This window comes from Lysinibacillus sp. GJ-1, assembly GCF_021166035.1.
Taxonomy (GTDB): domain Bacteria; phylum Bacillota; class Bacilli; order Bacillales_A; family Planococcaceae; genus Lysinibacillus; species Lysinibacillus sphaericus.
Genome location: NZ_CP088912.1, coordinates 1685726 through 1700574 on the forward strand (window position 1 = coordinate 1685726; position 14849 = coordinate 1700574).

Annotated in this window: 13 protein-coding genes; 9 read left to right on the plus strand and 4 right to left on the minus strand. The window is 37.2% G+C overall.

All coding sequences use genetic code 11. The features are described from left to right. Window positions 1-99: 99 nt before the first annotated feature. Together LO754_RS07895 and LO754_RS07900 are read left to right on the plus strand one after the other, a co-directional pair. A complete protein-coding gene (locus LO754_RS07895) occupies window positions 100-855 on the plus strand; it encodes a 3-oxoacyl-ACP reductase (protein WP_108030465.1) in 756 nt (251 codons plus the stop codon). A 151-nt stretch (window positions 856-1006) separates the two neighbouring features. Then, window positions 1007-1516 carry a QueT transporter family protein gene (locus LO754_RS07900; protein WP_231785953.1) on the plus strand — a complete coding sequence of 170 codons (510 nt, stop codon included), beginning with the start codon at window positions 1007-1009 and terminating at the stop codon, window positions 1514-1516. A 117-nt stretch (window positions 1517-1633) separates the two neighbouring features. Here the strand turns inward: LO754_RS07900 and LO754_RS07905 are convergent, their stop codons facing one another. Then, the gene (locus tag LO754_RS07905) at window positions 1634-2167 is read right to left on the minus strand and encodes an ECF transporter S component (RefSeq protein WP_231785954.1); all 534 of its coding nucleotides are present in this window, start codon (window positions 2165-2167) and stop codon (window positions 1634-1636) included. Between the two features lie 398 nt (window positions 2168-2565). Here LO754_RS07905 and LO754_RS07910 point away from each other — a divergent pair, with 398 nt between their 5' ends. From LO754_RS07910 to LO754_RS07925, 4 genes are all read left to right on the plus strand, one after another. Then, on the plus strand, window positions 2566-2793 hold the full coding sequence (locus LO754_RS07910) for a transcriptional regulator SplA domain-containing protein (protein ID WP_024363349.1): 228 nt from the start codon (window positions 2566-2568) through the stop codon (window positions 2791-2793). Window positions 2794-2805: 12 nt separating this feature from the next. Next, a complete protein-coding gene (splB, locus tag LO754_RS07915) occupies window positions 2806-3834 on the plus strand; it encodes a spore photoproduct lyase (RefSeq protein WP_024363350.1) in 1029 nt (342 codons plus the stop codon). Window positions 3835-4279: 445 nt separating this feature from the next. Next, the gene (locus LO754_RS07920; RefSeq protein ID WP_231785955.1) at window positions 4280-5221 is read left to right on the plus strand and encodes an arginine deiminase family protein; all 942 of its coding nucleotides are present in this window, start codon (window positions 4280-4282) and stop codon (window positions 5219-5221) included. A gap of 11 nt (window positions 5222-5232) precedes the next feature. Next, entirely contained in the window at window positions 5233-6558 is a 1326-nt protein-coding gene (locus LO754_RS07925) for an amino acid permease (protein WP_231785956.1), read from the plus strand. On the opposite strand, the gene LO754_RS07930 is transcribed toward LO754_RS07925, so the two are convergent. Both LO754_RS07930 and LO754_RS07935 read right to left on the minus strand, forming a co-directional pair. Then, window positions 6555-7325 (minus strand): YqcI/YcgG family protein, encoded by a 771-nt coding sequence (locus tag LO754_RS07930; RefSeq protein ID WP_231785957.1) that lies wholly within the window; start codon window positions 7323-7325, stop codon window positions 6555-6557. The genes LO754_RS07925 and LO754_RS07930 overlap by 4 nt on opposite strands. A 143-nt stretch (window positions 7326-7468) precedes the next feature. After that, a complete protein-coding gene (locus tag LO754_RS07935; protein ID WP_024363354.1) occupies window positions 7469-7903 on the minus strand; it encodes a MarR family winged helix-turn-helix transcriptional regulator in 435 nt (144 codons plus the stop codon). 119 nt (window positions 7904-8022) lie between these two features. Here LO754_RS07935 and LO754_RS07940 point away from each other — a divergent pair, with 119 nt between their 5' ends. Together LO754_RS07940 and LO754_RS07945 are read left to right on the plus strand one after the other, a co-directional pair. Beyond that, the gene (locus LO754_RS07940) at window positions 8023-8622 is read left to right on the plus strand and encodes an NAD(P)H-dependent oxidoreductase (protein WP_024363355.1); all 600 of its coding nucleotides are present in this window, start codon (window positions 8023-8025) and stop codon (window positions 8620-8622) included. Window positions 8623-8684: 62 nt separating this feature from the next. Beyond that, a complete protein-coding gene (locus LO754_RS07945) occupies window positions 8685-9461 on the plus strand; it encodes a MerR family transcriptional regulator (protein WP_025219147.1) in 777 nt (258 codons plus the stop codon). A 1322-nt stretch (window positions 9462-10783) separates the two neighbouring features. Here LO754_RS07945 and LO754_RS07950 read toward each other — a convergent pair. Continuing rightward, window positions 10784-12649 (minus strand): multicopper oxidase family protein, encoded by a 1866-nt coding sequence (locus LO754_RS07950; RefSeq protein ID WP_024363357.1) that lies wholly within the window; start codon window positions 12647-12649, stop codon window positions 10784-10786. Between the two features lie 438 nt (window positions 12650-13087). On the opposite strand from LO754_RS07950, the gene LO754_RS07955 reads away from it, so the two are divergent. Continuing rightward, complete coding sequence (locus LO754_RS07955; protein WP_024363358.1) at window positions 13088-14509, plus strand: tetratricopeptide repeat-containing diguanylate cyclase; 1422 nt, start codon at window positions 13088-13090, stop codon at window positions 14507-14509. Window positions 14510-14849 lie beyond the last annotated feature (340 nt).

Consider the following 14849-nt stretch of genomic DNA (forward strand, 5'->3'; position numbering starts at 1 on the left):
TAGGCGGTATAGTTGATAAGAGCTGGCACAATGCATGTAGAGCTGCGACTTGTGTCAGTGTTTTTAGTAGTAGATTACTTTTTATAAAGGAGAGATCCTATGAAGTTTGCAGAATATAATGGTAAAACAGTGTTTATTACAGGTGCTGCGTCAGGTATTGGCCAAGCACAAGCTATTGCTTTTTTAGAAAACGGTGCTTATGTTTTTGGTTTGGATGTAGATGAGCGAGGGTTAGGGCAATTACAGCAGCAATACCCTGAGCGCTTTGCTTATACGCTAGGAAGTGTCTGTAAAAAAAGTGATGTAGAGCACGCTTTTCAAGCAGCAATGGCAAGCTTTAGCAGCGTAGATATCTTACTGAATACAGCTGGCGTTTTAGATGGTTTTGCCAAAACACTAGATACCGATGAGGCGCTATGGGACAAAATTATGAATACGAATGTAAAGGGTACTTTTTTTGTAACGAATACGATTTTGCCTCATATGGTAAAGCGTAAATCGGGCATCATCGTTAATATGGCGTCTATTGCTGGGCTGATTGCAGGAGGTGGGGGTGCGGCTTATACAGCATCCAAGCATGCCATTGTGGGCTATACGAAACAGTTGGATTTAGATTATTGTCGTGAGGGGATACGTGCGAATGCCATTGCACCAGGAGCTATTCAAACAGCTATGACCAAAGCGGATTTTGAAGGCGATGGTGAAATGGCAAAATGGGTTGCCAATGAGACGCCAGCGGGTCGTTGGGCACAACCAAGCGAAGTGGCGAATTTAACGCTTTTTTTGGCGAGTCATGCCGCTGATTATATGCATGGAGCTGTGGTACCAATTGACGGTGGTTGGATTGCGAAATAGTATTGGTCAATGAATCATTCTTCTGCTATAATACGCAAGTAAGCAAAAATAGCTTACACTACGGCACTTCAGTTAGGGCAATATGCTCTCTTCCTTTGGTCGTAGTTATTACTAAAATAGCAACTTGCTATTTTACAAAGGAGAATGTAAATTGAATACATCTATTGTAAAAGATTCACCGCGTACTTCTGTAAGGGAACTTACTAAAGTAGCACTTGTCGCAGCCTTATATGTGGCTGTAACTGTATTATTGTCAGTGATTAGCTTTGGAGCAGTGCAGCTACGTTTGTCAGAGATGTTCAACTATTTGGCGCTGTACAATAAACGCTATGTAGTAGCAGTAACCCTAGGTGTTGTATTAGCAAATTTTATGTCGCCGACTTGGATTCTTGATGTGCCTATTGGCGGAATTGCAACATTTCTAGTATTAATTCTTTGTCGAATGGTAACTAAAAACATTAAGCAGGATAGTTGGAAAATGGTCATCACAGCAGTGATTTTTGCACTATCGATGTTTACTGTTGTAGGCCAATTAACGATACTGTATGATCTGCCATTTTGGGCGACATGGTTTACGGTTGGTGTCGGAGAATTATTATCGATGACTGTTGGTGGCGTGACCATTTACTTATTAAATAAAAAAATAGATTTATCCAAATAGAAAAAACACATTCGCGCAAGCGAGTGTGTTTTTATTTTTAAAGGGAACAGGCGTGTATCGCAAATAAAAAATTCTCGCTGATTTAACAGCGAGAACAACTCAAAGAACTACGAATATTTATTTGAAAATCGGTGTTTTTCTTAAGAGAATACAAACCGGAATTGCCACAATCATTCCTAAAACATTTTGAACTAAGTCTCCAGGAATAGAAGTCAATGGTGCAACCCAATTGGCATATAAAATACCTTCCCCAACATAATAAACGGCTACCATAAACGGAACTGAAATAATCATAGCAAGAACATTAAAAGCAATGCTGTTTCCTTTGCGTCCGTTCGACCAAGCGATTTTCCCTACGATATAGCCTTGTAAGCCACGAGCTACGATTGTAATAGGCGCCCACAATGTCCATCCAGATACAACGTCAAATAAACCCATGCCTATTGCACCTGCAATGGCACCTTTATTAGGGCCAAAAAGAATAGATGCGATAAAGAGCATACCTGTACCAAGATGAACCAATCCACCATTTGCTTTAATAGGTAGTTTAATATTCAATGTGAGTGTTGCTACAAACACAAGTGCAATTAACATGGCTGATAGAATGAGATCAAAAGTGCGTGAATGTGAATAGCTTATTGATTTTTGCATAGTTGTAAACCTTCCTTATTTGCTTTTTCAATGTCAAAGAATAGTTGCGCAAAACCTTACTTCGTAAATCAATGCTGCATGCTAGGATAACATTAGCAAAGGCTTTACTATTTAAAAGTATCAATTTTGTAAAAAAATAGTGGTCAGTTTTACATCTTGCACTAACTGGTACTTAGAGATATAAAGTAAACTCTGCTTGTTAACGGAATTTGATAAAAAGAATAGAGTAGAAAAAGGAAATAATTACTTATCTAATTATAAGAAGATCTGTCTTGGGATTTGTTATTTTAAAATAATTTATTCAAGTAAATAGCTAGGAGAAAATATGATTTCAATACACAACATAATTTCACTTTCTTTAGCCAAACTAATAGAAATGACTAAAGGAGGATGAAGAAATGCAACAGCAATCATACAATGCAGGGGATATTGTTTATATCTTTTACCGCAATCCACATATTCAAGATGTCGCAAATATACAGGAAGCGGCAGTTGTTACTAATCCGGAAAATCCAAATGAATTGGCGTTATTTCTTTTTGAAACTTACTATCCGTTAACGAATGACTTTGTTATTTTTTCAAGTGAGATGGATGCGGAGCAAGCATATCATCAATACTTTCATTGATGGAGGTAGAGGATGCGAAAACCATTTACACCTCAGCTCGTTTATTTTGAACCTGATGCGCTCGACTATCCGCTTGGACAAGAACTAAAAGAGAAGTTTGAGCAAATGGGCATAGAAATTCGTTATACTACATCTCATAATCAAGTGCGCAATCTTCCTGGAGACAATGATTTGCAAAAGTATCGGATTGCCAAGTCAACGCTCGTCGTGGGTATTCGAAAAACATTAAAATTTGATACTTCTAAACCGTCAGCAGAGTATGCTATTCCTTTTGCCACTGGATGTATGGGGCATTGTCATTATTGTTATTTGCAAACAACGATGGGCAGCAAGCCTTATATTCGCACATATGTCAATGTTGAGGAAATACTTGAAGCTGCAGACAACTATATGGCAGAACGAGCACCTGAAATTACGCGCTTTGAAGCATCGTGTACATCAGATATTGTTGGAATTGATCACTTAACACATACGTTAAAAAGAGCGATTGAGCATTTTGGACAAAGTGAGTTTGGTTTACTGCGATTTGTAACGAAATTCCATTATGTGGACCATTTATTAGATGCCAAACATAATGGCAAGACAAGATTTCGTTTTAGTGTAAATGCGGACTATGTGATTAAAAACTTTGAGCCAGGCACATCTCCTTTAGATAAGCGCATTGAAGCGGCTGGAAAAGTAGCGAGAGCAGGCTATCCTCTAGGTTTTATTGTTGCGCCCATTTATCTGCACGAAGGTTGGGAGGAAGGCTATTATCATATGTTTGAGCGTCTAGATGCGGAATTGCCTCATGATGTAAGGGACGATATTACTTTTGAATTTATTCAACATCGCTTTACAAAGCCTGCGAAAAAAGTAATCGAAAAAAACTATCCGATGACAAAATTAGAATTGGATGAAACTGCGAGAAGATACAAGTGGGGGAAATATGGGATTGGTAAATATATTTATCAAAAAGAAGAAGAGGAAGACATAAAAGAACATCTTTATGGCTATATGAAAAAATTTTTCCCCAATGCGAAACTAGAGTATTTTACGTAAACATATCGTTGAATTCCGTTCTAGGCGCTCCCTTTCCGCAGGCACGGCTTCAACTAATTTTTGCGACAAAAGCCGTAAAAAATGGATTTTCAGCTCGTGTTGTTCTGAGCTGGAGTGTCGCGCCTTCCACTCCACTTAACTAGTCAAGCTCCTAGCATGCCGAATATTTTTGAGGTAACAATAAACCTACCTCGCCTTTGCAAAGAATTCTACGTGGTCATGAGATTGTCATAGTAAACGTTTAAAAGAAGTATTTCATTTTTTGCTGTTCCTTGAAAGCGTCTGTACGAAGTGGAAATCCAGAAACAGTTTCATTCTATGAGTTTGTTTACACTTTCAGACACACCGTTATGTATGGTGTGTTTTCTTGTAGCGCTGCATCGTATAATCTTTAAGTTGCTGGTAAGGCTAACAATAATCGCGACGAAAAGGGGGAGTTACCATCATGATGTCATTTCAACCAAGCTGTTGGTCGGAGCACGGAGAGCTTACTGCGGTTATGCTTTGTGCGCCTTCCAAATTAGATGTACCCGATTTAAAAACGGCAGAAAATGTACAATGGAGTGCGGCTGTTTCACATACCCAAGCAATGGAAAATTTTATGGAGTTGAAAGAGACTTTACAACAGGCAGGCGTGCACGTAATAGATTACGCAACACATTTATTAGCAGATGCGCAGCACCTTAGCGAACAACTTCTAAATCGTTATTTTGTGCGTGATCTTGCATGTGTGTTTGGTAACCGAATGCTACCAGGTGCAGCGGGTAGCTCGATTAGACGACCTGAATATGGACATGCGCATACATTACTTCAGAAATGGTTTCCGCAACACTTTATGCCCGCTAAGGAAAGTAGCCATGTATTAGAGTTTGGAGATGTGATGGTGTTAAATCGTGATGCTGTGCTTATTAATATAGGTGTAAGAACGACAAGGCAGGGTGTAGAGCAGATAAAAGACAGTATTTTTCAAGCAGGTTTCTCTGAAATAGGCATTATTGATTTGCCTCGAAGCTCGGATACACTGCATTTAGATATGAATTGTAATATTGCCAACAACGATGTCGTCATAGCGAAAAGTTTTATGCGTTATTTTCCTATCCAAGTAATTACAACAAGTGGGACTCGTTTTGATATGACCGAACAATTTTTCAATTGTCATGGGTTTGAGTTGTATTGGTTAGAAAAGTATAACACCATTCCTGATATCAATTTTTTAAATCTCAATCCCGAAACATTGTTAGTCAGTAAAAAGGCGACTAAACAGCATTTCAAAGCGCATCCAAAATTACAAAAGAAAAATATTGTGGAAATTGACGTGACAGAGCTTGAAAAAGGCGGTGGTGGTATTCGCTGTATGACATTACCATTAGTGCGAAAATCGGTATAGAGGTGATTTCTATGGAGTCAAAAACAAGCAAAAGCCAAATGTCTTGGTGGCAGTTGTCCCTGTTAGGTGTAGGGTGTACGTTAGGGACAGGTTTTTTTCTTGGAACAAGCATGGTCCATTGCAAAGAGTGGTATGCTGTTTTAATTCCATTTATTTTAGCAGCCATTGGCACCTACATTGTCTATGATGCGCTCGTGAATATGTCTGTTGCCAATCCTGACAAAGGATCATTTCGTACGTATTCAAAACAAGCTTTTGGCAATTGGGCAGGTTTTAGTAATGGTTGGGTCTATTTAATTTCTGAACTATTAATTATGGGGAGCCAATTAATGGCATTAGGAATTTTCACGCGTTTTTGGTTTCCTAGCATACCGCTATGGATGACTGCATCAGGTTTTGGTGCACTTGGCTTGCTCATTATACTGACAGGAATGAAAGGCTTTGAAAAATTTCAAAATGTATTTGGGGCAATGAAAGCCGCTGCTGTTGTAATGTTTATTGTAGTTGCTGCTATCCTAATGATAAAGGGGATGAATAGTGAGCCAAGGCAAGTAGATGTTATTCTAGCAAACTTTCAAGGCTTTTTTTCGGAAGGAGTAAAGGGTGTTTGGCTTGGTTTACTCTATGCATTTTTTGCTTTTGGTGGCATAGAGGTGATGGGGCTACTCGTAATCGATTTAAAAGATCCCCATCAGGCACCGAAAGCCGGAAAAGTAATGATTGTTATCCTTACTACGATTTATGTAATTGCACTAGTCTGTGCCCTTGCATTAGTACATTGGGCATCATTCACAATAGACGAAAGCCCGTTTATTACTGCTCTTGCAAATTTTAATATCCCATTTGTTGCGGATATCATAACGGGTATTTTAATTATTGCTGGATTTTCTACAATGGTTGCGTCCTTGTATGCTGTTGTCACGATTTTAACGGCTTTAGCTGAAGATCATGATGCACCAGCGATATTAGCGAAAAAAGGAAAAATGAAAGTTCCATTACCAGCCTTTCTGTTCCTCACGGGTGGTTTAATTATCACTATTACAATCGGTTTCATGATTCCAGAAAAGATTTTTGAATACTTAATAACGGCAGCAGGATTAATGTTAATTTATAATTGGCTTTTTATATTAGTAACCTATGCAAAACTTATGACATTAACGAAGTGGCAACATGTAAAAAATATTGTTGGGATGCTGCTAATTGCGGTAACTGTTTCGGGCACTTTAGGCGAAAAAACAAGCAGACTCGGTTTTTACATAAGCTTACTGTTCATCGTCTTCATTGCACTGGCAACATTAATTGTTATGAAAAAACGGAGCAACCATCGCTCCGTTTAATTTTTTCGTTTTTGTGGCAAAGTGAGTGGTAAATTTCCTCTTACAAACGGACATTGGGCAGGGCTATGTTCATCATCACTTAAAAAGTATTGCTTCCATTCAAAATTATCTTTTTGCCCATACCATTTTAAGTCGGGGTGTTCTGGAATAGCATCATATTGTTCGATGCGCTTTCGTATTAACTTTTTTAGTTTTTGGCCTAGCACGGTCGTGTCATTTATATCTTCAAAGACCCAGCGTGGCTGAAATGCCATTAGTAAAGTTGAAAACTGGCGGCTTTTACGCAATTGATGGGCAGGTGTTGCGCAAAAGACAAAATAAGGCTCCCCATTAAAACAAAATTCCCATGTATGATTAGACGGATTTACGGGGATTTCTCTAGGCCATTCTTTTTCGTCAAAGGCAGTTACATGATTTAGCATGGTCCAAAATAAAGCTCTGTAATCTTCTACATCATAATTTTCAAGCATATCTTTTGGCGTCTCAAAGAAAATGGCGTGCGAAGTATATTTCCCAGCAGATCGAGCACAGTCACCATACTCCCTTAAGCAATTTGCCAAATCTTTAGCTGATTGTAACTCTCGGGGATCGCCAACGAAACTGTAGCGTAGTTGATTCGAAATAAACCCTGTGCGCGCAGGAATACAAGGGAATGCATTTGCATCATCTGCAACCATTGAAGCAAAATCTTGAAATGCGATCTGTTGCCATAAGGGAAGGGAAGCCAAATGCTGTTCAAGCCAAATTTTATCAAAAACTGCTCCCACATGAGTCACCTCCTTTATACATCTTTAGACTATTAAGGAAAGTGTCATTGGGTGACGGATATTAGGGATTAAATTCTAAATGAGTTGATAGCCACAATACCTGTAGCATTAGTATGATTCATTTACATTAAAATGTTTGACGATTAAGGTTGTTTAAAAACCTTCTGTTGCAAAATATCCAAAGCGTGTTTGATTTCCTCTAAATCTTCTTCTGGAACATGTTGAATGAGCTGTTGAAAGCGTTCTTCGATACGGGCAAACGCTTCATGCATCATTTGTTCACCATCTGCTGATAGACGTACAAAAAATTTACGACGATCCGCTATATCACTTATTTTTTCAATTAAATTTTTTTCTTGAAGTTTCTTGAGCTCGCGACTTGTATTGGGTAACGACATATGATGACATTCACTAATTTCGGTAATCGTAACAGGTTGGCTTACTTTTAAATACTCTAAAATTTTGTATTGAACAGGCGTAATAGCATCCGTATTAATGTTTTGTGTTAAGTCACTTGTTACTTGGTGGACGGCTGCGGTAAACGTAACAAATTGATTGAATAATGCATTCTTGTCCAAATATCTCACCTCTTACTGACAAGATATCAAAGAACTTATCTTAAAACAATTATCATTTGACAACTAAATCAATGTTCGTTATTATTTACTTATCAAATGATAAGTAATAGGAGGATGTTATGAACACGTTAGTCATTTATACGTATCCAAATCATCAAAGTTTGAATTATGCTTTTTTACAGCAAGTCCTTAAAGGCTGTAATGAAAATCCGTACATAACCGAATTACAAGTGTTAGATTTATATGAGGAAAAATTTGATCCAATTTTACATTTTCACGAACATAAACGAAGACGTGATATGTATCGCGAGCCTAACTTAGAGAAATATAGAGAACAACTTACATGGGCAGATCAGATTGTTTTTATCTATCCGATTTGGTGGGGAAGACCGCCTGCAATGCTTTTAGGATATATCGATCAACTATTTGCATCTAATTTTGCTTATAGAGATAAAAAAGGCTTGTTTCCAGAAGGACTTTTAAAAGGGAAGTCGGTCGTCTGTGTGTCAACAATGAAAGGCCCGACAAATTATCCACTCTTTTGGTTGAATAATGCGCATAAAGTGTTAATGCGAAAAGCATTGTTTAATTTTGTAGGAATTAAAAAGGTGAAGTTTTTTGAATTTGGCAATATGGAAAGTAAAAAGGGAGGGCAACAAAAAAAGTTAGAAAAAGTCTATCAGTATTTTAGGCAGTGCCAGTCACCCAAACAATTCTGAAAATTTTCTTGACCTTCAAGTAGCTTTAAGGTTTACTGTTAAAGCGAAGGAGTGAGATGACTTTGCAAAAGGATATGACGATTCAAGAATTTTCAAATAGAACTGGAATTGCAAAAAGCACGTTACGTTTTTATGAATCGAAAAATTTATTATTGCCAGTAGAACGAAGAGAGAATGGCTATCGTGTATATGCGCAGCATCAAATTGCTACAGTCAAATTAATTACCACTTTGCGAATTGCAGATGTCCCTCTACAAGATATTCAACATTATTTACAGGAAAATGATGAAATAGCTCGTCAAACCATGATGGAAAATTGGATTCGTTCTATTAAGAAAAAACGTGATCTAATAGATGTTAGTTTACGTTTTTTAGAAAGTGATTCAATTCAAGAAGATATTTATCTTATCGATAAACAAGATGAAAAAATTATTTGGTTCATTGAGCAATCGACAACAGGGAAGTTTGGAGAGTATTTTGCAAAAAGAGCGAATAAATTAAAGCAGAACAATATACGCATTAAAAGTTATTATGTAAACTACTTATCAGGACAAGATTTGATAAAAGTACAAATCGGTTTTGGAGTGACAGCAGATTCCATGCTAAATGGATTAAAGGGTGTTGATTTTATCGAACATATGCCTGCCTGTATTTGCTTAGCATTACCATTTAAAGAACATCCTACAAAAATCAAAGGCGGTTATCACAAATTATTACAATATGCTTTTCATCATAGCTGGGTGCCTACCCGCTCAATTATCGAGTGGTACCGAGGAGAGGATTTTACGCAATTAGACTTATTATTGCCCGTCATCCAATTGGAGAGAAATGAAAAGTGAGATAATTTATTAAAGTTATTTGTTGAATCCATATTATTTTACAGTAATTACGATTACTCATCGTGTTTTAGCGTCGTATATGCACCAATCATCAAAGAGTTGTCAAGGAGCAAGTCTTCTATACAGATAAGATTATTAATCATGGATAAAAGGCAAACAATTAGAGGCTGGCACATAACTTTAGAATCTTAAATAGAGGGACATTGGTTTTGATAAATTTTTGCTAAGAAAATATATAGAACATATTTACTATTATTTCTTTTGCAATTAATAATAAATTAGAAGGGTTCACTAGTTGTTGGTAGCGGAGGCGGTGACTCCTGCGGGAATGCACGCAGCGTAAGACGCTGGCATTCAGCGCGCTAGCGAGGGTTGCGGCTTACGTGTGTGCCCGCGGAAAGCACCGCAGAAGCGGACAACAAGGGCGCAGCAGAAAAGGGTTAGATTGACTGCCATCAATCTAACCCTTTTTCTCTTTTGTCCCAGCCTCTTGTTAGTTAAAATGCACGCGTATTATTTTTTACTCTGTGCTAAAGTCTCCACTTAATTGAAATACGCCTTCACTATCTGCTTCTAAGGTGTCATTCTTCCTCAATTATAGGTGTATACTACATAACAATTTGATCTGTAGTTGAGACAGTCCGCATAATCCGGATGCTTCTGCTATATCCATACCTTTGAATAACGGATTATCTGTGTTACGGATATTACTCATTAATATCACGTCGTTTATTGATTACTTCTAATATAGTGTTAACGATGAAAAGAATAATAATCAAAACATACAGTGATAAATATACATAGTCCGACGTTGTTAAATTACTAAAGTCTGTTGTTTGTGCCATTATAAAAGTTAGTACTATGATGAGAACAATGTTAAATATTCGTATGGTTTTCCTTCGCATAATTAGTGGTTACGATAAAATACTAAGTAAAAAGAGGTTTTCACCTTCTTCAAATGACTACTTGCGACGTTGTGGTTTAGATTGTGCCGCTTTTTTTGTTTTCTTCAAATACTACTAGTAGGTAGTGAAGAATATGTATTTTATCTTAATCTACTTTGTTCACCTCCTTTTCTAGACTTTTAGTATACTATAAATGGAAATAAAAAAATGACGATTATTTACAATAATTACAATGCATTATCTATCATAGGTGATAAAGATTTTACGCAATTAGACTTATTATTGCCCGTTATCCAATTATAGAGAAATGAAACACGATGTGAGATAGCTAATATTTATTTTACAAACTGAGGTATTTGACAAGCTAATGTCAAATACCTCGTTTTTATTTGGCATTATATGGGCTGAAGTAGGTTGCTATGACCGTCTTCTACGCCATCTATTTGCCGTGTGGGGTTGTGTTTGGCTTGTTTTTGAAGGATATATAGGTAGCGGTACAAACTGTGAGACATTTTGTGTATGAGTCGCAACATGAGGCGCAGTTTCCTTCGCAACGGACAATTGCTTATTAGCCCTTCTAGATGCGTGCTGTGTTGGCTCAGGCGATGCTGTAATATTTTGAGCATTATTCAACAAGGGGGGAGTGGTGTCCGAATCATTTGAAATGGTTGTTGCTGTGGTGCTATGACTTTCTGTAACATGCGCTACTTCAACATGTGGCTCCGATACGGGATGTACATCTTTCATTACGAGAATAGGTCGCATCATATCATGATCCTCATGTTCGAGGAAATGGCAATGCCACATATAATTCCCGATATGGTCTTTCCAGTGCATAATAATTTTTGTAACCTTCCCTGCATCAGCTTTGACGGTATCTTTCCAACCTCGTTCGTAGTCACGCGGTTTTTCTGCAGGACCAGTAAATGCTAGCCTTCCTTCATTTTGATAGAGTTCCACGTCAAATGGTCGTCGTTCAAGAATTTTAAATTGAATTAAATGCAGATGAATAGGATGTATAAACGGCGTAGCATTAATAAAATTCCAAACTTCTATACTATCAAGCGCAGGCTTTTCGGTAGCAGGGTCATGGTACATTCGGTCATTTAATAACAACATAGGTCTTCCGAAGTCATCCGTAGTGGCACTTAACGGTAAGTTGCGTTCAACCTGTGCATGATGAGGGTGTAAATCCATTGACATTGCAAGTCTTGCAGGCACTTCACTCGTATCCTCATATCGAAGTGGGCAATTTACGTTAAATTGCATAATGACGCTAGTATGCTCATCAAAAAAATCGGTATCACCGTTCATTAAAGTGATTTCTTGACCTTCGCATGTTGAAAAGTCAATGATGATATCTGTTCGCTCAGCTGGCAATAATTCAACCGAGAAAATTGCATTTGGGGCAGTTAAAAAGCCACCATCTGTGCCAAGCTGAATCATTGGCTGCTTGTTGGACAGGCTTAAAACATAGCCTCTTCTATTTGAACCGTTTAACAAACGAAAACGATATTTGCGAGGTTCAACATTTAAATAAGGCCATACTTTACCATTGACAACGATTGTGTTTCCAACAAATCCAGGTGTAATGGATGGATTCACCGGCACTGGGAATGGAGGACCTTCTGGATAGAACAGTGAGCCGTCTTCATTAAAGGATTTATCAGCAATTAATAACGGATATTCATAATCGCCACATGGTAAGTTTGAACGTTCTTCTATGGAGTCTCGAAGCAGGTAAAAACCTGCAAGTCCAGCGTAAACATTTAGGCGCGTTAAAGCCATTGCGTGGTCATGATACCACAAAGTTGTACCTGGTTGATGGTTCGTATATTCATGTATTTCTTTATTAAATTTAGGACCAGTATACGTATAGTCTCTTGTATACCAAGCTTCAGGATGTCCATCGCTTTCCCAATCTACATTGGCACCGTGAAGATGAGTTACTGTTCGAACCTCTTGGGAGTCATTAGCCGCATGAAGAGTAAAATCAACTGGCAAAAAATGTTTGGTCGGCAATTGGTTTTTATATTTGACATAAATCGTTTTGTCTTTTGAAGCCTCGATGGTCGGTCCTGGATAAAGCCCGTTATATCCCCAAATCGTGGATTTTGGAAAGTTTTTATGAAAACTATGCTCTGCTTCCAACATCTGCAACTCGTAATAATCTTTCTTCGGATGTCTGCTACTGAATTTTGGTTTTGCGGTAACGGGTTTCGGTAAGGCATCTACAAATTTGGGGATTGTTGCTGGGTCAGCAGGATTGATTTTTTTATTCAAAACATCACGTCCCTTACATTTTTACAAACTTAACTTCATCATATGGGTAAAAACAATAAGAAACGAGGACAATAATGGAAGTATTTGTGCTAATATATAAAAAATATTAAATTTCAAAAATTCATGCAATCTGCTAATGAGTAGCCAATAAGGCATATATTTACTATACATAAAACGAAAGCAGCGTTTTTAGTTGATAGCGTAAGCTGATGAACGAGCAGTCCCTTTGCTTATTGTGGCTTACTAGCATAAAGGAAGGGCAAGTATTATACGCTTTTGACAAAACATTCATCATTCGATATGTTTAGTAATTTATGGGATATGATAGAAATGACGGACGAGTGTATAGGACTTCGCTTATAATTAATGAATAGGCTAACTGCTACATTAAGGTGTGATGGATAAGGGAAAATCCGAGCTTAGAGAAGTGGTGATGAATTGGAGTTAACATTAGAACAATTAAACAAAACAATCCTAGAAATGCGGACGAAAGGGCGTTTGACAGAAGCTCTAACTCTTGCTGAACAGGGACTTTTAGTAGCATTAGAAAATGATAATCATAGGCATGGACTAGATTTATTCTTCCAAAAGATATTAATTCATCATGCGCTAGGTGATACATTAAGCATGGTACGTCATATCCAAGAATATGAGGAGTGCTGCCAAAAGTACGGCACGAAAAAGGACTTTATGAATTACAATCTGGTCATGTCCTTAATATATGATCTGGTTGGTTTCAGAGAAAAAACGGTGGAAATGACAAAAAAGTCTATAGAATATGCTACGCAGTTAAAAGATATTAAAATGCTTGTACGTTGCCATAGTAATCTATGCTATCTAGAAGTTGAAAATGGCTGTTATATGGAGGCTCTGGAAGCGGCTTTTATTGCAAGAAATTATAATGTGGAGCTTGCGAAGACACTTCCAGAATTAGCGAAATTACAAGAGATTCGCATTCATAATAATATGGCGGATGTGTATATTTTAGAGGGCGATTTTGTTACTGCTCAAGCTTTGTTGGATCAGACATTGAATTCTGAAATTATTCAAAATCATAAACGAGAAAAGGTAGCTGCATTGTTTGGCTATGGTTTTTTATACGAGCATCAACATCGACTTGAAGAAGCGGTAGACTATTATAAGCAAGCGATAGAATTAGCACAATCCTATGGTGATAACCCCATTACGAAGAAAGTGATGCGAATGCTTTTAAACGTACTTTATCAATTAGATTATCGTAAAGAAATATTTGATGTACAACGCGCTTATATAGAGCTATCAGAAAAAATGAGTGCAGATAATCTGCTTCAACAGGTGATGAATCTAGAATTTAATCGGCAAAAAGAGACACTGGAAAAAAGAGCGCTATATGATCCGTTAACAGGTGTCCTAAATCGCCATTTTCTTGATATAGAACTAAATGATTGGTTAAATGAGGCACAGGCATGCCACCAATATGTTGGTGTAATTGTACTCGATATTGATTATTTTAAAGCATACAATGATCAATATGGCCATTTATTTGGAGATATGGTGTTGCAACTCCTTGCTACGGGGTTAAAAGATTTTTTGTATAATCAAGAAGCGGTGATTATCCGTTATGGTGGAGATGAATTTATTATTTGTCTTCGGCATAAAAGTAAGATGTTTTTAAATGATAGTATAAAAGAATTGCATGCCTACATGTTAACTTTAAAACTAGAACATGAATATGATAGCTATCCATTAAAGGTTAGTTTAGGCGCTTGTTTGAATGACCAAAAAAATTATGAATATATAAAGCTTTTTAAGCAAGCAGATCGCAACTTGTACAAAGCAAAAAATAACGGGCGTGCTAGTTATGTTATTAGTGTACAATAAAAAGTTTTGCAGCTTTAAATGCATTGTCTATTTTAGTAAAAATCCGCTTTCATCATTCCCACTGTCAATACTAGGCAGTGGGAATAAATTTGTTTTCATATAATTATCCTTTTTAATATAGAAAAAAGAGATTTCCCTCAAAAAAACTTTTCTCTTTGTGAAAAAGAATAGGAACTTTTGACGGGAAAGGGCTGTCTATTTTCATGAAAGAGTAAAAATCGAAAATAGATACTCTAATCATTTGAAAACGTTGGTTTATCAACGTACAATAAATGAAATTAGCAAACACGACAACGGGATTTTGGTGTATAATGTTGTGGTATGAGGAAAGAAAGCAGGT